A 23,001-nucleotide genomic window follows, 5' to 3' on the forward strand; every position below is an offset into this window, starting at 1 on the left:
GGCAAGTAAATAACATCTTTCTAGAATTTGAGTTGATGTTAATACTTAGGCAATAAAAATCTTTGTAAATTTGCAACGTATGAAAGCAATTAATTTATTAGAAAAATTTCAACTTTTTAGTGAACACTGGACACCAAAAAAAATTGGAGAACTCAATGGGCAACAAGTACTATTAGCTAAATTAAAAGGAGAGTTTATTTGGCATACTCATGAGCATGAAGATGAACTTTTTTTAATTATTAAAGGAAAGTTGAAAATTGTATTTAAAGATACAACCATTGAACTTAATGAGGGGGAAATGTACATTATACCAAAAGGAATAGCCCATAAACCAATTGCTGAAGAAGAAGTTCATGTACTACTTTTTGAACCCTTAGAAATTAAACTTACAGGGAATATTACAAGTAATTTAACCGTTAAAACATTTGAAACTATATAAATGAGTGTATTACATATTGGCGAAGAGATTAGAGAAAAGGTGGCGAAGTACCAACATAAAAAAGCCATTTATTATAAAAATAATGTATCAAAAACTTGGGAAGGAATAACTTGGAACAGCTTAGGAAAAAGAGTGGAAGAACTTTCTAAAGCGCTTATAAATTTTGGAATAGAAGCAAAACACAATATTGCAATTTTTGCTGAAAATATGCCTAATTGGATTATTGCTGATATTTCAATTATGAGTATTAGGGCTGTTACCATTCCTATTTATGCAACAAATTCAAAAAACGATGTTAAGTATATTATTAATGATGCAGAGGTAAGTTTATTGTTTGTAGGAGATCAAAATGAATACGATAAAGCCTTTGAACTTTTGGAAACTTCTAAATATCTAAAGCTAATAGTTGCATTAACTCCAAATATAGTACTCCAACCTTCTAATCAGTCAATTTATTTAGAAGATTTTGTAACATTTAAGCCAAAAGAACAACTTGAAGTTGAGCTTCAAAAAAGATATTTTAATGCGGCTTCAGATGATTTAGCCAGTATTATATATACCTCTGGAACAACTGGCGAACCGAAAGGAGTTATGTTAGATCATACCAATTTTTTAGAATCATTAAAAGCCCATGATTATGAATTAAATGTTTCAGAAAAAGATGTTTCATTAAGTTTTTTACCATTAAGTCATATTTACGAACGTAGTTGGGTATTCTTTTGCTTACACAGAGGAATTGAGGTTTATTTTAATCAAGATCCTAAACAAATTGCAACGGTTTTAAAAGAGGTAAAACCTACAATTATGTGTACAGTGCCAAGAATTTTTGAGAAAATTTTTGCAGCAATTCAAGACAAAAGAAAAGAAGCTTCACCTACTAAAATGAAATTAGCAAGCTGGGCCTTAGGTATTGGAAATAACTATTACAATAAGCATAAACGATTTGCTAAAAAGATACCATTGCCGTTAAAATTAAAATACAAAATAGCCGATAAATTGGTGTTGAGTAAATTGCGTGAAGTTTTTGGAGGTCGTATAAAATTTATGCCTTGTGGAGGAGCTCCATTAGCAGCTGATATGGTTTCGTTTTTTCATTCTTTTGGATTGAATATAAAATGTGGATATGGATTAACCGAAACTACTGCTACAGTTTCATTATTTGGAGATACGCATTTTGAATTTAATTCAGCCGGAAAAACAATTCATGGCTCACAAATAAAAATTGGCGATAATAATGAGATTTTAGTTAAAGGGCCAGGTGTAATGAAAGGGTATTATAAAAAACCAGAAGAAACAGCTAAAGTTTTTAAAGATGGTTGGTTTTGTACAGGTGATGCTGGGATTATTGATGAAAAGGGGAATTTAATGATTACAGATAGAATTAAAGACTTAATGAAAACTTCGGGAGGTAAATATATAGCTCCTCAAAAGTTAGAAACCGCATTAATTAACGATTCGTTTATTGAACAAATTGCTGTAATTGGAGATCAACAAAAATATGTTACGGCATTAGCTGTACCTAGTTTTGAAAATTTAAAAAAATATGCTTTAGAACACAAAATTACGTTTAAAGATATTGAAGATTTAATTGCAAACAATCAAATAAAAGATATGTTTGAAAAGCGTATTGAAGAACTTCAAAAAGAATTTTCAAGATTTGAAAAAATAAAAAAAATTACCTTATTACCTAAAGAATTTAGTATTGAAACAGGGGAAATAACCGCAACGTTAAAATTAAAACGAAAAGTAATTCAAAAAAAGTATAAAGAACTTATTGAAAAAATGTACTCAGATTAATTTGTAATTTTTAAAATTGTAAGGGTTACTTACAGAAAAAAATTCTTTTAACTAAAATAATGTGTTATTTGTCTAATATTTTTTAGTGCTTTTTATATTTATTGGATATTTATATTTTAATAAATCATAAAACGTAATAATGATTCAATATAGTTATAAAAAGGTTTCAAGTTTAATTTTGATTCTTTTAATCACCACCGTACAATTTGCACAACAAAGAACTGGAAATATTGTAGAATATTTTGGTAAAGAAAAAGTAGATGAAATTAGTGAAGGAAAATTACTTCATGTTTTTAAAACAGGACTGGCATTAAAAATTCAAGACTACTCGTTTAACTCATCTTCATTTCCTAAAGAACCAGTTTTTGATAAATTTTTAATGAATCCTAATTTAAAAGTATCAAAAGATGAGGTTTTTGATATTGATTATTTAGGAAATGAATTAAAATGGAAAGCTATTTCAACTGATAAAAGCAATACATTTAATAATGAAGATTTAAGATCGAGTTATGTGTATTTAACCTATAAATCTAACTCTGAAAAAACAGTACTTTTTGAAGCTTCAGGGCACACAATGTTGTTGATAAATGGATTACCACATGAAGGAGATCATTATGATTTTGGATGGAACTTAATTCCGTTAAAATTAAAAAAAGGAACCAATGTTTTTGTGTTAAAAGTTGGAAGATTTCCAAGAATTAGAGCACGTTTAATTGAACCTCAAAAACTAGTTCAATTTACCTCTAGAGATCTTACTATGCCCGATTTATTGGTTGAAGAAACTAAAGAATATAAAGGAGCTATTAGAGTTATAAACGCATCTACTAATTGGGTGAAAAATTATACCATAAGTTCAGAGTTATTGGGAAATAGTAAAGACTCAAAAGTTATTGCTATTCCACCAATGAGTGTACTTAAAGTCCCTTTTTCAATAGCTTCAGTAGCAAAAGAAACAACTTTTGGAAAAGTAGATTTAAATTTGGAGTTAAAAAATAATAAAAAACAAGTTGTTTCAAAACAACAAGTTAAGTTAGAAGTTAAAACAAAACATCAGCATCATAAAAAAACTTTTGTTAGCAGTGTTGATGGGAGTGTTCAATATTATAGTGTTGCTCCTTCCACAGATAAAAATTCAGAAAAACAAGCATTATTTCTTTCAGTACATGGAGCATCGGTTGAAGCAGTGAACCAAGCAAATGCTTATGAGAAAAAAGATTGGGGAAATGTGGTGGCACCAACTAACCGTAGACCTTTTGGTTTTGCATGGGAAGACTGGGGACGTTTAGATGCTTTAGAAGTTTTAGCAGATGCCAAGTCAATATATCAACCAAATCCTACAAAAATTTATTTAACAGGTCATTCTATGGGAGGTCATGGAACTTGGTATTTAGGAGCTACGTATCCAGATAAATTTGCTTCTATTGCACCTTGTGCAGGTTATCCAGACTTGTTATTATACCGTGATAGTTTTTTGAATAGAACTTTAGAACTTCCACAAGAAGAGCTAACAGCTAGAGGAATGACGCCAGAAGTTGTTCAACGTTTAAAAACACCTTACGTTCCAACTGAAGTTGAAAAATTAATGAAAAGAGCGGGTACTCCAAGTAGAACTTTAAAATTAATACGAAACTATTTACACTTTGGAGTATATGTTTTACATGGTGAAAAAGACAATGTAGTACCAACATTTATAGCAAGGGATATGCGAGAGCGTTTGGGTAAATTCCATAACGATTTTACCTATTATGAATATCCAGACGGAACACATTGGTACGGAAATCATAGTTTAGATTGGTACAAAATTTTTAATTTCTTTAAAGAACGTACACTTAGAAACCCTAACGATATTAAAAAATTAGAATTTTATACGGGATCTCCAGGAGTTTCAGCAACATCTAATTTTATCACTATTCATCAACAAAATAAGCCTTTTGAAGTAAGTTCGTTTAACTTTTCTAAAGAAAATTCATTTAAAATAGCTACAAATAATGTTAGTTTAATGGAAGTTGATTTAACAAAACTAAGCGACACAATTACCACAATTTTTATGAATGAAAAAGAGGTTGCTGTAAACACTAATTCAAAAATATTTTTGAAAGCAGTAAACGGAGACTGGACAATTACCAAAGCTCCATCATTAAAAGAAAAAGGACCTCATAGAAACGGTGGTTTTAAAGATGCATTTAGACATCATGTAGTTTTTGTATATGCAACCAAAGGCTCGGCAAAAGAAAATGAATGGTACTATAATAAAGCGAAATTTGATGCAGAAACTTTTTGGTATAGAGCAAATGGAACTATTGAAGTGATAAAAGATACAGATTTCAATGCTAAAAAATATGCTGATAGAAACGTAATTATTTACGGAAACAAAAGTAACAATGCAGCTTGGAATAAATTATTAAAAGATAGTCCAATACAAGTTGATAACAACATAGTAAATTTTGGAACTAAAAAATTAACTGGAAATCAATGGGGTATGTATTTTACAGTTCCAAGAAATGATAGCGATTTTGCTAGTATTGGAGTGGTTACTGCAACAGGAGAAAAAGGAATGAAAGCTGCTTATGCAAATCATTATTTGGTAAATGGAACCACTTTTCCAGACGTATTATTGTTTGATGATACAGTAATTAATAATGGAGATAAAGCAGTAAAATGTGCAGGTTTTTTTGGAAACGATTGGTCTATTGAAAAAGGAGACTTTAAATGGAATTAAATTTGGTTTTTTTAAATTGATGTTTGAAAAGAGGTGTTTTAATTTTTAAACACCTCTTTTTTATAAAGCAAATAAATTGTTATATTTAAAAACAGCAGTAACTTTGTTGATTTATAAAACAACTTAAATTTTGAAATCAAAATTATATTTAGTCCCAACACCAATTGGTAATTTGGAAGATATGACTTTTAGAGCGGTAAAAGTTTTAAAAGAAGTTGATTTAATTTTAGCTGAAGATACTCGTACTAGCGGAAAATTATTGAAGCATTTCGAAATAACTACGCATATGCATAGCCACCATATGCATAACGAACATAAAACGGTTGACAACATTGTTAAACGAATACAAAATGGAGAATCGGTAGCATTAATATCTGATGCAGGAACTCCTGCCATTTCCGATCCTGGATTTTTATTAACAAGAAGTTGTATTGAAAATAATATTGAAATAGAATGCTTGCCTGGAGCCACAGCTTTTGTGCCAGCCTTGGTAAATAGTGGATTGCCAAATGATAAATTTGTATTTGAAGGATTTTTACCCGTAAAAAAAGGTCGACAAACACGGTTGACTTTTTTAGCTGAAGAAACCAGAACTATGATTTTTTACGAATCACCTCATAAACTATTAAAAACACTCACAAATTTTGCAGAATATTTTGGAGAAAATCGTCCGATTTCAGTATCAAGAGAATTGACCAAATTATACGAGGAAACGGTAAGAGGAACAGTTGCTGAGTTGATAGAACATTTTACAAATAAACCTCCAAAAGGAGAATTTGTAATTGTGGTTGGAGGTAAAAAATAATTACCGATAGAAATTAAAAAGCCAAAAAGTTTCATAAACTTTTTGGCTTTTTATGTAAATTATTTTTTTATTAAAAAAGATGAATCAATAGCTCATTTCAACTATTTTTTCAACATCACTTGGACTAACTTTTCCGTGTTCACCCAAACCTTTCCAGCCACGTTCTTCAAAGCGTTTTGAAATTTGTTGAGCAGTTCCTTGGTAATCCTCAGTATATTCCGATAATTTAGTTTTTATCCCTAATGATTGGAAAAATTCGGTTGTTTTTTTAATTCCTGCTACTGCTTTTTCTTCTGGTGTTCCTTCGGTAACATTCCAAACACGTTCAGCATATTGTGCTAATTTATCCTTTTTGTCTTCTAAATTATAGGTGTAATGACTTTCAGCAATAATAGCTAATGTTCTAGCGTGATCAATTCCAAATAAGGCGGTTAATTCATGTCCCATCATGTGAATAGCCCAATCTGACGGAACTCCTTGTTGAATCAATCCGTTTAAAGCCATAGTGCAACTCCACATAAAGTTTGACGCAGCTTCATAATCAGAAGTGTCATTTAATATGGTAGGAGCAACTTCAACCAAGGTTTGTAAAATACTTTCAGCAAAACGATCTTGTATTTTTGCATCTACTGGATAAGTCATATATTGTTCTAAAACATGAATAAAAGCGTCTGCCAATCCATTTGCAATTTGACGTTGTGGAATTGATTTTACTACTTCAGGATCTAAAACTGAAAATACAGGGAACAAGCCTGGACCACCCATTGCTAATTTTTCTTGAGTTTCAGCTCTTGTAATTACAGCACCAGAATTCATTTCAGAACCAGTGGCTGGCAAGGTAAGTACAGCGCCAAAAGGCATCCCATTTAAAGATCTAATATTTTTTGTTAAAATATCCCAAGGGGTATCTCCTTCAAATAAGGCAGCTGCTGATAAAAATTTTGTTCCATCAATAACTGAACCTCCACCAACGGCTAATAAAAAAGTAATATTTTTTTCTTTAATTACTTTTAGAGCTTCCATTAAAACAGCGTATTCTGGATTTGCTGGAATTCCACCAAATTCAATCACTTCAAAATTTGAAAGTGCAGATGTTACTTGTTCATAAACTCCGTTTTTTTTAATACTTCCACCTCCATAAAGTAATAATACTTTAGAATTTTTTGGAATTTCAGTTGAAAGGTTTTCAATTTGACCTTTACCGAATAAAATTTTTGTCGGATTTTTATATTGAAAATTATTCATAATTAAAGCTTTTTATATTTAGTATTTAGGCAATTTCGGTCACTAAATCTTCGGTGCTTTTTCTAACTTTAGGAAGATTTACTAACCAGTCGTTTTCAGCATCTCTGTAACCAATAGGTAATAGTACACAACTACGAAGCCCTTTTTCACGTAACTTTAGAATTTTATCCACAGCTTCAGGTTCAAAGCCTTCAATTGGGGTAGAATCAACGCCCTCATATGCTGCGGCAATGATAGCAGCTGAAAAAGCAATGTATGCTTGTTTTGCTGCGTGGTTAAAGTTAATTTCAGGATCTTGTTGTGGGTAAAAACTTAATAGTTTTTGACGATATGCTTCCCAGCCTTCGTTTTTAAAACCACGAACTTCATTTACTAAATCAAACATTTTATTAATTCTTTCTTCAGTATAGGTATCCCAAGCAGCAAAAACTAACAAATGAGAACAATCTGTAATCATAGATTGATTCCAAGAAACAGATTTAATTTGCTCTTTGATTTCTTGATTTGTGATGACCAAAATTTCAAAAGGTTGTAAACCGCTTGAAGTTGGCGCCAAGCGAGCAGCTTCAATAATATTATCTATTTTTTTTTGAGATACTTTTTCACCATTCATAGCTTTGGCTGCGTACCTCCATTTTAATTTATCTAATAATTCCATAATTTTTATTGTGAATTTACTTTTTTAGTTATTTTTTTGATATAATTTGATGTTATAATTTTATACTATCCCAAGCAATGTTAAAAGCTTCTTTTAGCTTTTCATTATTCAATGGGCAATGTTCTTTATGTTGAGTATTGGTTAAAAATGCTAGAGGATAAATTGTAAACGCATACATTAAATATGGTGAAACAGGCTTAATAATTTTTTCTGAAACGCCTCTTTCCCATAAGTTAACTAAAGGTTGTAAATGTTTTAACCCTTCACGTTTAATATTTTCATCAATAATAGGGGTGTTGTCACATTGAGATAAAAAATTAGATTCCTCTGTTTGGTTTAATTTAAACTTAGCAATGTTATACCATATTTGTTTAAAGCTCTCTTTAACGCATTGTTCTTCATTATAATTTTTAAATGCTTGAGCACTAAAAACAGCCTTCATTTCTAAATACAGCTGATTGATTAAATCTTGTTTGTTTTCAAAATAAATATAAATAGTTGCAGGAGACATTTCAGCCATTTTTGCAATTTTGGACATAGGAGCGTCATGAAATCCATTATTATTCACTAAGTGAAGTGTGGCTTTTAATAACGCTATCCTTTTTTTATCACATTTTTGTCGAATTGCCATAAAACTCAATTTAGTATTTTGATGCTGCAAATATACATAAAAAAACCTACAAAACGAATATTCATTCATTTTGTGAATTTAAAATTATGTTAAATTTAAAATATAGTACTTTTGTTTTTTAAAATATTATGGCAAAAATTAAGAAAAAGCAAAATTTACTTCACCCCAGAAATAAACACCAGCAAGGGTATAATTTTACAGAATTAGTTGAGATATATCCAAATTTAAAGCAAGTTGTTTTTACAAATAATTTTGGAACTACTACTATAGATTTTGCAAATGCAGCAGCTGTTAAACTATTAAATACTGCATTATTAGTTAAACATTATCAGATAAATTATTGGGAGTTCCCCAATGAAAATTTATGCCCTCCAATACCAGGAAGAGTAGATTACATACATTATTTAGCAGATTTATTAAATGAAACAAGACTTATAAATAATGTTAAAATTTTAGATATCGGTACTGGAGCAACTTGTATTTATCCATTATTAGGAAATGCAGAATATGGTTGGAGTTTTGTAGGTACTGACATTGATAAAAATTCTTTAGCAATTGTAAATAATATTGTTAAAACAAATAAATTATCCAATCAAATAAAATTAAAATATCAACAAAATAGTGCTCAAATCTTAAAAGATATTTTAACTGATAATGATAAATTTTCTGCAAGTATGTGCAACCCACCATTTTATAAATCACAAGAAGATGCAAAGGAAGCTAATTTGAAAAAGTTAAAAGGGTTAGGAAAAATGAATGAGGGGAGAAACTTTAGTGGAAAAGCACAGGAATTATGGTATAAAGGAGGAGAAAAAGCTTTTATTCACACATATTTATACGAAAGCTCATTATTTAAAACTCAATGTTTTTGGTATACTACATTAGTTTCTAAAAAAGAAAATGCAGAAAGTATGTTTCCTTCCTTAAAAAAATTAGGAGCTACAGAAATAAAAATAATTCCTATGTATCAAGGGAATAAAGTGACACGAATTATAGCTTGGACCTTTTTAACTAAGGAAGAGCAATTAAAATGGGAAACTAGTTAACACTAATGTTGATGAAAAGCGTCAGAAACAAATGATAACACAGCAGGTAAAGATTCTCTCCAATAAGTCCAAGTATGTGCTCCATCTCTAACTCTATACTCATGTGGTACGTTTTTTTTTCTTAAGGCAATATGAGCCAAGCTATTGCCTTCATATAAAAAATCGTCATCTCCACAATCAATAAACCATCTAACCGATTTTAAATCATCCAGAGTTTTATTTTCTATTAATGAAATTACATAATGTTGTTCAAAATAGGTTTGTATTTTTGTTTCATCTGTAATACTACTATTGTTGTTTTTAAGACGATTTTTAAAACTTTCTAAAGAAAGAGGCCCTAAAGAAGCACTTAATGGACATGCAGAGGAGAATAACTCTGGATGATGTAGCGCGTATACAAATGCACCTCCACCACCCATTGAGAGTCCGGCAATGGCTCTAAACCTTTTATCGCTTTTAATTCTGTATGTTTTTTCAACATATGGCATAAATTCTTTAAAAAAGAAATCTTCATACAACCAATGTTCTTCAATAGAATTAAAATAACCTTTTTTGCCAGTATTAGCATCGGGCATAACAACAATCATTGAAGTTGAAGTACCTTCTTTTATGGATTTATCAGCAATATGAAGTATTTCACCAAATTGCACCCAACCTGTTTGATCATCACCAGAACCATGTAATAGGTAAAGAACTGGATAACTACGTTGTGAAGTTTCATAATCAGGAGGTAGGTAAACAGCAAATTTACGCTCTCCTTTTAAAATTGAGCTTTTCATCGTTAAATTATCGTACACTTTTCCATTTTGACTGAAACTTATAAGAACAGAACAAATGCTAAAAATTAAAAGGAGTTTATTTTTCATTGTTTTATACGGTGATAATTAAAATACTAAAAATAATAAATTTTCAATAAAAATAGGCTCATTTTAATACGTGTTAATAATGCAATTTTGCATTGTAAATCATAAGTAAATTCATTTAATAAACTTCATTCATTTTTTGGAGAAATTGTAATTTTAATAAGAAATAATTTATTCATGTTAAACCCTAAAATTGGAATGGAAGATTTAAAATTTAGAGTACAAGCACATAGTGAAAACTCAACTAAAACAGTAGTAAAAGCAAGAGGTTTTGAAATAATACTTGATGAACCTGCAAGTTTAGGTGGTACTAATGAGGGAGCAAACCCTGTGGAATACATACTTGCAGCCTTTTGTGGATGTATAAATGTTATGGGACATGTAATTGCTAAAGAAATGAATTTTGAGCTAAGAGGAATGAAAATTAAAATGTGTGGAAGCTTAAATCCTGAACGATTGTTTGGAACTTCATTTACTGAACGAGCAGGGTATAAACAAATTGAACTTTCAATTGAACCAGATTGTGATGCTCCAATTGAAGTATTAGAGGAATGGTTAGAAAGAATAGAAGATAGATGTCCGGTTTCTGACAATTTAAGTAATAGAACTCCAATGAACTTATTGTTAAAAGGAAAATTTCATTCTATTCAAAAAATAAGTGAATTAAATTAAATAGTATTAACGAATGTTTGTTTTGAATCGCTGCTATAAGAAATTCGAAGTGTTTTTGTGTTTTAATTTAAAAATTTTTCATACTTCTGTCTTGTAGTAGCGATTAATACCATCTTTTTTTCTTCTTTTTAGACGCTTCAGATTTACGTCCTTTTTTATGTTTACTCTTTCCAGGAGTTTTATGAATTTGAGGTTTTGCTTTAGGATCTAATGGGTAAGGATGATTTTCTTCAACAGGAATTATAGTATTTATTAGTTTTTGAATATTAGTAATGTAATTTTTCTCATCAGCGGAACAAAAAGAAAAAGCATTTCCAGTATTTCCTGCTCTACCAGTTCTTCCAATTCTATGTACATAGGTTTCTGAAACATTTGGAATATCAAAATTAATAACGGCATCTAAATTATTAATATCAATTCCTCTTGCAGCAACGTCAGTAGCAATTAAAATATTTACAGTACCATCTTTAAATTTGTTTAAAGATGCTTCTCTGTCTTTTTGAGTTTTATCTCCGTGGATACTTGCTACATTATAATTATTTTTTTTCAGAGTTTTTTCCAATTTTGCGATACCAAATTTAGTACGTCTAAAAATTAGAATATTTCCTTTTAAAGTGTTTCTAAGAAGGTATAAGCATAGTTCCATTTTTTTTTGCTTTGGAACATAATAAAGTTTTTGAACTATAGTTTTTGCAGCAGAAGTTGATGGTGTGGTATCAACAGTTTCAGGATTTTTTAAAATTGAGTTTGCTAATTCAGCAATTTTTGGAGGCATGGTTGCTGAAAATAAAAGAGTTTGTTTTGCTTTTGGGCATAGGCGTTCAATTTTTTTTACATCATCAATAAAACCCATGTCTAACATTAAATCTGCTTCATCCAAAACCAACACTTCAATAAGGTTTAAATGTATGCAATCTTGTTTATGCAAATCTAAAAGCCTACCAGGAGTAGCCACTAAAATATCAACACCTTTTTTAAGGATGTCTTTTTGAGGTTCAATAGAGGTTCCACCATAAATAACGGTAGTTCTTAAATTTGAAAATTTGCCATAGCTTTTAAAACTTTCTTCAATTTGTAAAGCCAATTCCCTAGTTGGACTTACAACTAATGCGCGTATTTTTTTAGCTCTTTTACCAGCATCTTGTTTATCAAATAATAATTGTAAAATAGGTAACGCAAATGCGGCTGTTTTACCTGTACCAGTTTGAGCAGATGCAATAATATCTTTTTTTTCTAAAACCAAAGGAATGGTTTTTTCCTGAACAGGAGTTGGAGTTTCGTAACCTTTGGCTGCGATTGCTTTTAAAATAGGTTTGTTTAACTGTAGGTCTTTAAATTGCATAGGTTTTGTTTAAAACAACATTTTTGCAAAGATACAGTATTATCAAATAGATTATGGTTTCTTTAAAGTTGCATCTATAATTGATATCATTTCGGCAAATTCTTTCTCTTCGTAAAGTCGTGATAAAAAAATGATTTCTCCTTGTTTGTTCAATACAATATTTCTGGTAACACCTGCATTGGGTAATGTAAAACTTTCAAACAATGTACCATCAGAGTCTATGGCAAAAGGATAGGTTACTTTCATTTGTTCAATAAAATGCTTTACTTTTCCTGGAGTTTCTTTTAAATCAATTCCAATTAAAATAAAATCATCATTTTTAAATTGTTGCCATACTTCTTTTTCTAAATGAGGCATTTCTTTTCTACATACGCTACACCAAGAAGCTGTAAATTGTAAAACAACAACTTTCCCTTTTAAATTTTCATTGGTGATTGATGTTCCATCCATTAAAGAAAAATTTAATTTTGGAGATTGGTCACCAACTTTAACTTTATATCCTCTTGTAGAATCTTCTTGTGAGTGAGTTAATTGAGTTAAAAATAAAATGGCTACAATTAGAATATTTTTCATTTTTTAAATTTTGAAGTGTAAATATAGAAAGATATTATTAAGAAGTTCTTAAATTTTTTTCAAAACAAACGCTATTTTCAACGTTTTCATAAAATCCAAAATTAGGGGTAATAGCATAGCCACTTTTTTTGTAGAGTTCAATAGCTTCTGGCTGTTGTTTTCCAGTTTCTAATATGCATTTAGTATAACCAAGCTCTTTAGCCCACAATTCTAATTCGTTTAAAACTTTAGAAGCAATTCCTTTTCTTCTCCCTAAAGGAGAAACAAACATTCGCTTAATTTCAACAGTTTTATTTTTATGAAATTTAAATGCACCACACCCAATAGGCTTTTTATTTTCATAAGCTACTACCACATTTTTAATGGTGTCTAATTTATTAAATTGATCATAAAATGAATGATTATCTCCATCGCTAATTTTTAATTCCGCATCAAGTAATGGTATTAAATTTAAGAAATCTTTATTTTCTGTTGTTGTTCTAAGTAATTCAATCATTTTTTTGAATCGAATTTAAGTATAAATGTTCAACCTTATCTCTTGCCCAAGGTGTACGTCTTAAAAATTTAAGACTTGACTTTATGCTCGGATTGCTATTAAAGCAGTTAATTTTAATGCGAGACCCTAATTCTTCCCAGCCATAAATAGCTACTAAATATTGTAAAATTTCTGATAATTTTACTCCGTGTAATGGATTGTTAGGCTGTAAATTATGTATACTCATGTTCTCTGCAAAAGTAAATTAATATTTTAAATTTCAATAATATACTTAAAAATGAGCTTCAATATTTTGTGTACCTTTAGCAATTATGGAAAAAGACACAAAACTTGCCGTACTAATAGATGGCGATAACATTCCTTCAAAGTATATTAAAGAAATGATGGAGGAAATTACAAAATATGGAACTCCAACCATAAAACGTATTTATGGTGATTGGACCAAACCTCATTTATCAAAATGGAAAAATATTTTACTTGAAAATGCCATAACTCCAATACAGCAATACGGCTATACAACAGGTAAAAATGCTACAGATTCAGCAATGATTATTGATGCGATGGATATTTTATATTCAGAAAAAGTAAACGGCTTTTGCTTGGTCTCTTCTGATAGTGATTTTACGAAATTAGCTACCAGATTGAGAGAAGCTGGATTGGTGGTTTATGGAATTGGCGAAAAGAAAACACCAGACCCTTTTATTGTAGCTTGTGATAAGTTTATATATTTAGAAATTTTAGAATTAGAAGAAGATTCATCTAATGGAAAACAAAAAGAGAAAAAAGCGTCAATTGATAAAATTACACCGAAAGTTATTAGGTTTTTAAAGCATACGGTTGATGATGTTGCTGATGATGATGGGTGGGCATTTATGGGTGATGTTGGTACTTTAATACTAAAAAAACAGCCAAACTTTGATGCACGTAACTTTGGTTTCCAAAAGTTAACACCTTTATTTAAATCTTTAAATCAATTTGAAATTGAAGAAAGAGATCGCTCTGGTGGACGTTTTAAATTAATATATGTTAGAAATAAGAAGAAATAGTATAATTATCTTAATACCCCTCTTTTAAAAGAGGGGTATTAAGATTTGAATAATAAACAATTATTTTATTCATATACATAGCGGATAAAACAATCATCATGATGATCCATGTGTGCATCTAATGCGTTTACTGAAATTGTAATTTCATGTCCATTATGCAAGATTACACATTTTTTTGCTTCAGGTTGGCATTCAAAAGCCATAAAAAGGAACGACCCTACAACTAACATAACTACTTTGCTTAAAACATTTTTTTTCATAATTTTTATTTTTAACAGTTAGATTTCAATTAATAAAAATGGGGTAATAGATGTTAAGGGTAAAAAATAAAATGTATTACTTTGATTCAAAAGTATTATAAAGTGACCTAACAATACTATGATAAAAATCATTTAACATATTGATTTTTATTAGTTTGTGTTTTTTTAAGTATCAAAATTATTTAGAAAAAGTTATTTTGAGGTGATAGGTGTCAGTTTTCTAAGCGTGTAAATAGTAATTTACTTTTTCTTTTTAGGGTAAAATTTATAACGTTTAGGGTTGTTAGTTTCACTTTCTTTTACACGATGCTCTGCTCTTCGTTGAATTTTTTTTCGTTGATTTTTTGTGGGTTTTTTTGTAGGAGGAGTTTCTTCAATTTCATCATCTTGAAACGGATGTTTTTTAATGATTGGTATTTGCTGATTGATTAATTTTTGGATATCCTTTAAATAAGCTTTTTCTTCAATAGTACAAAAGGAAAGTGCAATTCCACTAGCTTTTGCTCTACCTGTTCTACCTATTCTATGTACATAAGTTTCAGGAATATTAGGCAAATCAAAATTAATAACTAATGATAATTCTTCAACATCAATTCCCCGAGCAGCAATATCCGTAGCAATTAATACATTTAATTCTCCTTTTTTAAAGTTTCCTAAAGCTCTTTGTCTTGCCCCTTGTGATTTATTGCCATGAATAGCTGCTGATTTAATATTGGCTTTGGCTAAAAAACGTACAATTTTATCGGCTCCATGTTTGGTTCTTGAAAATACTAATACCGATGAATTTGGGTTGTTTTCTAATAAATGTACCAATAATTTTGGTTTACTTTTTTTACTAACAAAATAAACAGCTTGTTCTACTTTTTCAGCAGTAGCTTGTTGTGGTTTTACAGTAACTTTTGTAGGATTTCCTAAAATATTTTTAGATAATTCTACAATAGCAGGAGGCATGGTAGCTGAAAAGAAAAGCGATTGTCTTTTAACAGGAAGTTTAGCAATTATTTTTTTTATATCGTGAATAAAGCCCATATCTAACATTTGATCCGCTTCATCTAAAACAAAATAGTTAATATTTTTCAAAGTAATGTGCCCTTGTGAAATTAAATCCAACAAACGTCCAGGTGTGGCTACTAAAACATCAGTTCCTCCTTTTAAAGCGTTGGTTTGTGAAAGTTGTTTGACTCCTCCAAAAACAACCACATTTTTTAAGCCAGTATATTTTCCATATGTAGTAATACTTTCAGCAATTTGTATGGCTAACTCTCTAGTTGGAGTTACAATTAATGCTTTAGTTTTTCTAAACTCTTTTTGATTAGGGTTAGTTAAATATAGCTGTTGTAGTATAGGAATACTAAAGGCAGCTGTTTTTCCAGTACCCGTTTGTGCGCAACCAAGTAAATCTTTTTTGTCTAGTAAAATAGGAATTGATTGTTCTTGAATAGGAGTTGGATGTGTATAGCCTTCAATTTTAAGTGCTTTCAAAATTGGTTCAATAATCCCTAAATCTGTAAATGTCATATAACGTAAATAAGTAGGCAAAGGTAACCCAATTGTTTTAATAAGCCATTTTTAAATGAAAAAGCTTAAAAATGTTAATCTGAAGAAGAAATCGATGAATTTTATAAATTTTAAGAAGTTAAGATTGTTTATTTTTGCAGAAGACTAAAAAATGAAGAATGAATTATAAATTAATTTGTACCGATATAGACGGTACACTATTAAATAAAGACAGAGAATTATCTACAGCTACAATTCAACAAGTTAAACGTATTTCACCTATTCCTTTTGTATTAATTTCTTCACGAATGCCAAATGCAATGAGACATTTGCAAGAAGAGTTAGAAAATAAAAACACTCCGTTAATTGCTTATAATGGAGCTTTAATTATTGCAAATGAAACGGTTTTGCATTCTACATTTATTAATAATTCAACACTTGAATTCATTATAAATAAATGTGCTAAAACAAACATTCATTTAAGTTTGTATTATAAAGATGAATGGTATGTGCCAGCAAATGATTATTGGGCAAAAAGAGAAGCCAATAATACCAAAGTAACTCCAACTATTAAGTCGAATATTGAAGTATTATCACAATGGAAAAATGAAGGAAAGGGAGCTCATAAAATTATGTGCATGGGAGAAGAGTTAGAAATAGATGCGTTATATAAAACTTTGGAACAACATTGCGCTGACGAGATTATATTATACCGTTCAAAACCTACTTATATTGAAATATCTCATAAATCAATTTCTAAAAAAACAGCTATTGAATTTTTAATAAATACCTATTATTTGGAAATTGCAATGTGTGATATTGTGGCTTTTGGAGATAATTATAACGATATTGAAATGTTAAAAGCAGTTGGGTTAGGTATCGCAGTAAAAAATGCCAATAATAAGGTGTTAGCTATTGCAAATAAAATTACAGATACCAATAAAAATGATGGTGTTGCTAAAGCATTAGCATCAATTTTTATTTAATGCTTTAAAAGCATTGTATACCGCTTTGTGTAAAATTGTTGCATGATCTTCATCTAAAATAGGTTCGTAAAAAAGAGTAATTTTACGATTGTTAGCTTCTTTTATTGCTTGAACCAACTTATCTGCCACTTGATGCATTACAGGATGTTCTTTACCTAAGGAAATAAAAACTTTTTTATTCAAATCTTTATGTTTATTAAAAAATAAATGAGCCTTATTTACAAGCTTTTGATGATCCCACCAAAGGGAAGGACTTACAATAATATAATCGGTAAATAAATGCGCTTTGGTTGTTAAAATTTCAGTCGCTAATAAACCACCCATAGATTGACCAATAATTGTTTTTCTAGCAGTTGTTTTATAATTTTTTTGAATGTAAGGCTGTAATTCATTTTCAATAAATTTTATAAATTTTTCAGAACCTCCTCCAGTTGGCAAATCTTTTTTATCTCTAGGGTCGGTGCTTGGATAAGTAAAATCTCGATATCTATCAATATTTGCAATTCCAACAACAATAGATTTAGGCATTAAATTATACATGTTCATAAATTGAACCAACCCTGCAATATGAGGAAAATCTTCATGAGCGGAACCATCTAAAACATAAATGGTAGGGTAAGTTGCAAGTGAATCTGCATTATATCCTTGAGGAAGGTAGATGTTTAAAACTCGTTCTTCTGAAAGTTCTTTAGAGTTAATTTTTTCAATAACACCAAAAGGGAATACTTCTTTATTTTGAATGGAGTTATTATTTTGTGCTTTTAAACTGCTGTTAAATAAGTAAATAGTAATTAGTATAAGAATAGATTTTTTTTTCATATAAAATTTTTAAAAAACAATAATACAAATTTTTTTTATTCATTTTTACTAAAACCATTTCTTCTTTTTAAAATAAGAAATCATTAAAATAGCTATCAGCAGCATAATTCCTAGCATAATAAAATAGCTGTATTTGTAATGTAGTTCAGGTATAAAATCGAAATTTGTACCATAAATACCTGCAATAAAAGTTAAAGGAATAAAAACAACAGAAAAAACAGTTAAAAATTTCATAGTGTCGTTTAACTTACTGCTAATTGTAGTATGGTAAATGTGTAATTGGTCTGAAAGTATTTCTCTATAACTTTCGATTGATTCTATAGATTGATGAATGTTATTTTGAAGTTCTTGTAAATGAATATAAATAGAGTCGCTTAAATACTCCGATTCCATTTTTAATAATTCTGAAATAATTTCTTTGGAAGGTTTTATAGACTTGCTTAAATAAATAATTTCTTTTTTGTAACTATTAATTTGTTCTAATACCGATACTTCAGGATTTTGGAGTAAATCAACTTCTAACGACTCAATTTTTGTCCCTATTTCACTAATAATGTATTTGTAATTGTCTAATACAACATCAATTAATGAAAAAGCTAAATAATCTACACGAGATGTTCTAATGGTTTTTTTATTTTTTCTAATACGTTCCCTTACTGGTTCAAAAACATCGCCTTTTCGTTCTTGAAAAGAGATTAATACATTTTCTTTTATAATAATTACCAAGTTTTCTGAAGAAATATAATTCATCACTTCATCATATTGTAACATTTTTAAAGAAAGGTAAATACAATTGTCGTATTCATGTATTTTGGGTCTAGCATGAGGATTCATAACATCTGAAAGAATCATAGGTTCTAACTCAAAAGTTGATGAAATTTCAGTCATTATTTTTTCATCATGTATGCCATCAATGTTAAACCACGTTACAGAATTAGTTTTGTTGCAATTTTCAATATTGTTAATTTCTTCAACAATATATTCTTCTAATTTTTGAGGGTCAAAATCAATTATTCTAAGTAAAACTGCATCGCTTTTTTTTTCACCCCTAAGTTTAAATGCTTCAGGAGATAGGCCTACTTCTTCTTTTTTTGTTTTTAAAAACCTTGCCATTAATTGCTGTGTTAATTTAATTAAAAATACAAACTTTTGTTTAGTAGTTATCTAATTTAGAAAACATTTAATAGTACTCATAAAAAAAGCCACCTTTATAAGTGGCTTTTTTTATGATTTTACTTTATAAATTAAAGAAAAACTCCCTCTTCATCGGTTTTTACTTTAATTATTTTATCACCGTTTTTTAATCGTAATTTATACTTTTTAGTGACACCTTCTTCATGATGATATTTAACCAAATAAACATCTTCATTAATAGTCCATCCAGGAAATCTTTTGGTTACTGATTGAACTACCTCTACTGGAAGTTTAATATTTTTAAATTTTTCTACAGTTCTAATAATTTTTCCGTCTTTATTATAGGCTGCTAAAATTTTTCCTTCAGGAATGTAAAATGATACAAAGTAAGAATCGTATTCATCTTCATAAAAGTCTGAATTTTTTAAATCAAAAGCAGCTACTTTTCTTTGAAGAACTTCAACAGGTATGGCAGCTTCTTTGGCATCAACTTCATTTAAATACTTATAATTAGTTGCAACAATGACTACCTCAGATAGCTTTTCAACTTTAGTTACCTGTGCAAATGCTTGGATGGTTAATCCAAAAATAAATAAACCAAAAATTAATTTTTTCATGACTTAATTCTTTTAATTAATACTTATAAATGGACGTAACTTATAGCATATTAAAATTATTAAGTCTTTAGTTTTTAGTCAATGATGCTCATCAATTAATTGAGAAATAGAACTGATGAGCATCATTTTTAAGTGAGGTTTTTTTAATAAATAGTTAACGCTTTTTAAGTTGATAAATATCTTTTCTTCTATCTTTTAAATTTCGTACACTTCCTAATTGATTTAACTCTCTTAATAAATCAATATCTACATCGGCAATTAGAATCATTTCAGAATTTGGCGTTGCTTCTGCCTTAATTCCATTGGTAGGAAACGCAAAATCACAAGGAGTAAATACCATTGATTGTGCAAATTGAATATCCATGTTATGAACCTTTGGCAAATTTCCAACGCTTCCAGAAATTGCTACGTAGCATTCATTTTCTATGGCTCTAGCTTGTGCACAGTTTCTAACTCTAGAATAGCCATTTTGGGTATCGGTTAAAAATGGCACAAATAAAATATCCATACCATCATCAGCTAATAACCTGCCTAATTCAGGAAATTCAACATCATAACAAATTAAAATTCCAATTTTACCACAATCAGTATCAAAAGTTTTTATTTCACTACCCCCTTCCATACCCCAAACTTTGGCTTCATTGGGTGTTATGTGTAGTTTTTCATAACGTTCAATACTTCCGTCGCGTTTGCATAAATACCCCACATTGTACAGTTTATTATTAATAATTTCAGGCATGCTTCCGGAGATGATATTGATATTATAGGAGATGGCAAATTCTGAAAATTTTTGAATAATGGCTGAAGTATGTTTGGCTAATTCTCTAATGGCTTCGGGTTCAGTTAAATGATTGTTTTCAGCCATTAAAGGCGCATTGAAAAATTCAGGGAATAGTGCGAAATCTGACCGGTAGCCTGAAACTGAATCAACAAAAAACTCAGCTTGTTGTAATAATTCTTCTAAATTATTATAAGAGCGCATTTGCCACTGAATAAGTCCTAAACGAACTATTTTTTTTTGTGTGGTAGGCGTTTTTTGAACTTTTTCATAATAAATATTATCCCACTCTAAAAGCACAGCATAATCATTTGAAGCATCATCACCTTCTAAATAACTTTTTAAAATTCTAGCAGGATGAAAATCATTAGAAATTTGAAAGTTAAAAACAGGGTCGTGAATTTCTTTTTTTCTTACCTTTTTAATATATTCTTTTGGTGATAATTTATTTGAATATTTATGGTAGTTTGGAATTCTTCCTCCAAAGGCAACACCTTTTAAATTAAGACGTTCGCATAATTCTTTTCTGTAATCATATAATCTTCTGCCAAGACGTAAGCCTCTAAATTCAGGTTTTATAAATACATCAATTCCGTACAACATATCTCCATCGGGAGTATGTGTGTTAAATGTGTAATCTCCTGTTATTTCTTGATAGGTATGATGTTGATCTACTTTGCTATAATCTACAATAATAGACAAAGCACAACCAGCAATTTCATGGTTCACTTTAATTACAACTTGCCCTTCAGGAAAACGATCAATTAAAGATTCAATTTGATGCTCTTTCCAGTAAGAATTTGGCATTGTTGTGTAAGATTCAATCATTGCTTTTTTTAGCTCTTGATAATCATCAATGCTTAAGAAAGTTAACTCTATGTTTTCTATATTCTTCATTATTAATAAAAAATCAGCTTATTAATTTACTACATTAAATTAAAATTACTCAAAAAGATATTTAGAGTTTTAAACAACCTAATAAGTAACTCTATGTTAGCTTAAAGTTAGTGTATTTTTTAATTAGTAAAAGATGAAGTTAAGTTAATAAAAATTGAAAATTAAAAATAGAAGAAAGGCAGCTATTGAAACTAAAATTAAAAAGAGTACTTGCTTTTTCTTTTCTTGTTTAACTTCTAGTTGAACTTTTAATTTAAATTTTTCCAATTCAGCTTTAGAAAGTTTAGGAAAGTTGTAGCTTGTTTTAGTTTTTGAACTGTTAAAATAATTAATTCCTCCTTTAAATTTTTTGCGTTTTGAATTTCTTAAAGCATTATTTTGCTTTATTTATTTAACATATCTTGTATGTGACCAGCTCCAAAACTCATTATATATTTTATTAGTGGTAAATTGGAATAAAAAGTTACAGATGAATGATAATTTTAAAACTATTTTGTAAAGTTTGTTACCAATTTAAGACTAAAATTCCTTTAAATTAGCATTTTAAAATTTAGAGATATATTATGACAAATACAATTGAAGTTAGTTGGAAAGGGCAAATGCTTTTTGAATCTGTAGCACCCGAAGGAAGCGTAATGATTGATGCTGACAAAGCAGTGGGTGGACAAGGTAAAGGATTAAGACCAAAAGCTATGATGTTAACATCGTTGGCTGGTTGTACTGCAATGGATGTTGCTTCTTTACTTAAAAAAATGCGTGCTGAGGTTGATGATTTTAAAATTGAGGTTTCTGCAAATTTAACTGAAGAACATCCAAAATATTACGATAAAGTACACGTAATATACAAATTTTTTGGAAGTGAGTTTAAAAAAGAAAAAATTGAAAAATCTGTTAATCTATCGGTAGAACGTTATTGTGGTGTTATGGAAATGTTCCGAAAATTTTCAGAAGTCACAACAGAAATTCAATACTTTGAAAAATAAATAGAGTAAGCAAGCCTATTTGAATTTTCAAATAGGCTTTTATCTAGTTCTTAAACTGAAATTTTTTAAATAAATCCCAAAGTACAACTCCACAACTTACAGAGATATTTAGAGAATGTTTGGTGCCAAATTGAGGAATTTCAATACAATAATTTGTAGCTGAAACTACTTTTTGTTGTACTCCTTTCACTTCATTCCCCATAACAATAGCATATTTTTGATTGGGTTCAATATTAAAATCTTGTAGCATAGTACTATTATCGGCTTGTTCTATTGCAGCAACAATTATATTTTCTTGCTGTAATTTTTTTACAAGTTCTAAAGTATTTTCAACGTATTCCCAATTCACAGATTCTGTAGCGCCTAAAGCTGTTTTATGAATTTCTTTATGTGGAGGTTGCGCTGTAATTCCACAGAGGTAAATTTTTTCAATTAAAAAAGCATCGCTAGTTCTAAAAACAGCGCCTATATTATTTAAACTCCTAATATTATCTAAGATAACTATTAAAGGAATTTTTGCTGTTTTTTTAAAATCTTCAACATTTAATCTTCCTAATTCGCTATTTTTTAATTTTTTCATTGTTAAATGTAATTGTTAATCTTTCAATCATTAAATTATTTCAATCTTTCAATATAAAATGTAACTTCGCAAAACTAACTTAATTTCCTAAAAAATTGGCAGCAAAAAGTAAGAAAGT

24 protein-coding genes are annotated in these 23,001 nt (G+C 29.4%); 9 read left to right on the forward strand and 15 right to left on the reverse strand.

Annotation, left to right across the window (positions count from 1 at the left end; all coding sequences use genetic code 11):
• The first annotated feature begins 79 nt into the window (after positions 1-79).
• The 4 genes from Q0714_RS03350 (at position 80) to rsmI (ending at position 5,760) form a co-directional block, all read left to right on the forward strand.
• The gene (locus Q0714_RS03350; protein ID WP_298262894.1) at positions 80-439 is read left to right on the forward strand and encodes a cupin domain-containing protein; all 360 of its coding nucleotides are present in this window, start codon (positions 80-82) and stop codon (positions 437-439) included.
• A complete protein-coding gene (locus Q0714_RS03355) occupies positions 440-2,236 on the forward strand; it encodes a long-chain fatty acid--CoA ligase (protein ID WP_298262895.1) in 1,797 nt (598 codons plus the stop codon). It begins immediately after the preceding gene.
• A 139-nt stretch (positions 2,237-2,375) separates the two neighbouring features.
• The gene (locus tag Q0714_RS03360; protein WP_298262896.1) at positions 2,376-4,955 is read left to right on the forward strand and encodes an alpha/beta hydrolase-fold protein; all 2,580 of its coding nucleotides are present in this window, start codon (positions 2,376-2,378) and stop codon (positions 4,953-4,955) included.
• A gap of 130 nt (positions 4,956-5,085) precedes the next feature.
• Entirely contained in the window at positions 5,086-5,760 is a 675-nt protein-coding gene (gene rsmI / locus Q0714_RS03365; protein WP_298262897.1) for a 16S rRNA (cytidine(1402)-2'-O)-methyltransferase, read from the forward strand.
• An 84-nt stretch (positions 5,761-5,844) separates the two neighbouring features.
• Here rsmI and Q0714_RS03370 read toward each other — a convergent pair whose 3' ends face one another.
• Genes Q0714_RS03370 through Q0714_RS03380 form a run of 3 tightly spaced genes read right to left on the reverse strand, consistent with a single transcriptional unit; the run spans position 5,845 to position 8,294 of the window.
• Positions 5,845-7,005, reverse strand: a complete 1,161-nt coding sequence (locus tag Q0714_RS03370; protein ID WP_298262898.1) for an iron-containing alcohol dehydrogenase — start codon at positions 7,003-7,005, stop codon at positions 5,845-5,847.
• A 25-nt stretch (positions 7,006-7,030) separates the two neighbouring features.
• Positions 7,031-7,663 carry a nitroreductase family protein gene (locus tag Q0714_RS03375; RefSeq protein ID WP_298262899.1) on the reverse strand — a complete coding sequence of 211 codons (633 nt, stop codon included), beginning with the start codon at positions 7,661-7,663 and terminating at the stop codon, positions 7,031-7,033.
• Positions 7,664-7,715: 52 nt separating this feature from the next.
• Positions 7,716-8,294 (reverse strand): TetR/AcrR family transcriptional regulator, encoded by a 579-nt coding sequence (locus Q0714_RS03380; protein ID WP_298262900.1) that lies wholly within the window; start codon positions 8,292-8,294, stop codon positions 7,716-7,718.
• Between the two features lie 128 nt (positions 8,295-8,422).
• Between Q0714_RS03380 and rlmF the strand changes: the two genes are divergently transcribed.
• Positions 8,423-9,340, forward strand: a complete 918-nt coding sequence (gene rlmF / locus Q0714_RS03385; protein ID WP_298262901.1) for a 23S rRNA (adenine(1618)-N(6))-methyltransferase RlmF — start codon at positions 8,423-8,425, stop codon at positions 9,338-9,340.
• A 2-nt stretch (positions 9,341-9,342) separates the two neighbouring features.
• Here the strand turns inward: rlmF and Q0714_RS03390 are convergent, their stop codons facing one another.
• Positions 9,343-10,206 (reverse strand): alpha/beta hydrolase-fold protein, encoded by an 864-nt coding sequence (locus Q0714_RS03390; RefSeq protein WP_298262902.1) that lies wholly within the window; start codon positions 10,204-10,206, stop codon positions 9,343-9,345.
• 174 nt (positions 10,207-10,380) lie between these two features.
• Here Q0714_RS03390 and Q0714_RS03395 point away from each other — a divergent pair, with 174 nt between their 5' ends.
• Entirely contained in the window at positions 10,381-10,875 is a 495-nt protein-coding gene (locus Q0714_RS03395; protein ID WP_298262903.1) for an OsmC family protein, read from the forward strand.
• A gap of 103 nt (positions 10,876-10,978) precedes the next feature.
• Here the strand turns inward: Q0714_RS03395 and Q0714_RS03400 are convergent, their stop codons facing one another.
• From Q0714_RS03400 to Q0714_RS03415, 4 genes are read right to left on the reverse strand one after another with little or no spacing between them, the layout of a single operon-like run.
• Complete coding sequence (locus Q0714_RS03400) at positions 10,979-12,217, reverse strand: DEAD/DEAH box helicase (RefSeq protein ID WP_298262904.1); 1,239 nt, start codon at positions 12,215-12,217, stop codon at positions 10,979-10,981.
• Positions 12,218-12,268: 51 nt separating this feature from the next.
• The gene (locus tag Q0714_RS03405) at positions 12,269-12,790 is read right to left on the reverse strand and encodes a TlpA disulfide reductase family protein (protein WP_298262905.1); all 522 of its coding nucleotides are present in this window, start codon (positions 12,788-12,790) and stop codon (positions 12,269-12,271) included.
• Between the two features lie 37 nt (positions 12,791-12,827).
• On the reverse strand, positions 12,828-13,286 hold the full coding sequence (locus Q0714_RS03410; RefSeq protein WP_298262906.1) for a GNAT family N-acetyltransferase: 459 nt from the start codon (positions 13,284-13,286) through the stop codon (positions 12,828-12,830).
• Positions 13,279-13,512: a VF530 family protein gene (locus tag Q0714_RS03415; RefSeq protein ID WP_298262907.1), complete on the reverse strand. Its 234-nt coding sequence runs from the start codon at positions 13,510-13,512 to the stop codon at positions 13,279-13,281. The genes Q0714_RS03410 and Q0714_RS03415 overlap by 8 nt, the downstream gene beginning before the upstream one ends.
• Before the next feature lie 85 nt (positions 13,513-13,597).
• Here Q0714_RS03415 and Q0714_RS03420 point away from each other — a divergent pair, with 85 nt between their 5' ends.
• A complete protein-coding gene (locus tag Q0714_RS03420; RefSeq protein WP_298262908.1) occupies positions 13,598-14,332 on the forward strand; it encodes an NYN domain-containing protein in 735 nt (244 codons plus the stop codon).
• A 65-nt stretch (positions 14,333-14,397) separates the two neighbouring features.
• On the opposite strand, the gene Q0714_RS03425 is transcribed toward Q0714_RS03420, so the two are convergent.
• Both Q0714_RS03425 and Q0714_RS03430 read right to left on the reverse strand, forming a co-directional pair.
• Positions 14,398-14,562: a hypothetical protein gene (locus Q0714_RS03425; protein ID WP_298262909.1), complete on the reverse strand. Its 165-nt coding sequence runs from the start codon at positions 14,560-14,562 to the stop codon at positions 14,398-14,400.
• A 270-nt stretch (positions 14,563-14,832) separates the two neighbouring features.
• Entirely contained in the window at positions 14,833-16,110 is a 1,278-nt protein-coding gene (locus Q0714_RS03430) for a DEAD/DEAH box helicase (RefSeq protein WP_298262963.1), read from the reverse strand.
• A 158-nt stretch (positions 16,111-16,268) separates the two neighbouring features.
• Here Q0714_RS03430 and Q0714_RS03435 point away from each other — a divergent pair, with 158 nt between their 5' ends.
• Positions 16,269-17,075: an HAD family hydrolase gene (locus tag Q0714_RS03435; RefSeq protein ID WP_298262910.1), complete on the forward strand. Its 807-nt coding sequence runs from the start codon at positions 16,269-16,271 to the stop codon at positions 17,073-17,075.
• Here the strand turns inward: Q0714_RS03435 and Q0714_RS03440 are convergent.
• The 4 genes from Q0714_RS03440 to Q0714_RS03455 form a co-directional block, all read right to left on the reverse strand.
• Positions 17,061-17,894 (reverse strand): alpha/beta hydrolase-fold protein, encoded by an 834-nt coding sequence (locus tag Q0714_RS03440; protein WP_298262911.1) that lies wholly within the window; start codon positions 17,892-17,894, stop codon positions 17,061-17,063. The two genes, Q0714_RS03435 and Q0714_RS03440, sit on opposite strands and share 15 nt — an antisense overlap.
• 48 nt (positions 17,895-17,942) lie before the next feature.
• Positions 17,943-19,007: a magnesium/cobalt transporter CorA gene (gene corA / locus Q0714_RS03445; RefSeq protein ID WP_298262912.1), complete on the reverse strand. Its 1,065-nt coding sequence runs from the start codon at positions 19,005-19,007 to the stop codon at positions 17,943-17,945.
• 131 nt (positions 19,008-19,138) lie between these two features.
• Positions 19,139-19,645: a nicotinate-nucleotide adenylyltransferase gene (locus tag Q0714_RS03450; protein WP_298262913.1), complete on the reverse strand. Its 507-nt coding sequence runs from the start codon at positions 19,643-19,645 to the stop codon at positions 19,139-19,141.
• Between the two features lie 154 nt (positions 19,646-19,799).
• Positions 19,800-21,320, reverse strand: a complete 1,521-nt coding sequence (locus Q0714_RS03455) for a carbon-nitrogen hydrolase family protein (RefSeq protein ID WP_298262914.1) — start codon at positions 21,318-21,320, stop codon at positions 19,800-19,802.
• Between the two features lie 563 nt (positions 21,321-21,883).
• Here Q0714_RS03455 and Q0714_RS03460 point away from each other — a divergent pair.
• The gene (locus tag Q0714_RS03460) at positions 21,884-22,303 is read left to right on the forward strand and encodes an OsmC family protein (protein WP_298262915.1); all 420 of its coding nucleotides are present in this window, start codon (positions 21,884-21,886) and stop codon (positions 22,301-22,303) included.
• A 43-nt stretch (positions 22,304-22,346) separates the two neighbouring features.
• Here the strand turns inward: Q0714_RS03460 and Q0714_RS03465 are convergent, their stop codons facing one another.
• Positions 22,347-22,883 (reverse strand): RNA methyltransferase, encoded by a 537-nt coding sequence (locus Q0714_RS03465; RefSeq protein ID WP_298262916.1) that lies wholly within the window; start codon positions 22,881-22,883, stop codon positions 22,347-22,349.
• Positions 22,884-23,001: the final 118 nt, after the last annotated feature.

The organism is uncultured Lutibacter sp., from assembly GCF_947493565.1.
Lineage (GTDB): Bacteria > Bacteroidota > Bacteroidia > Flavobacteriales > Flavobacteriaceae > Lutibacter > Lutibacter aestuarii.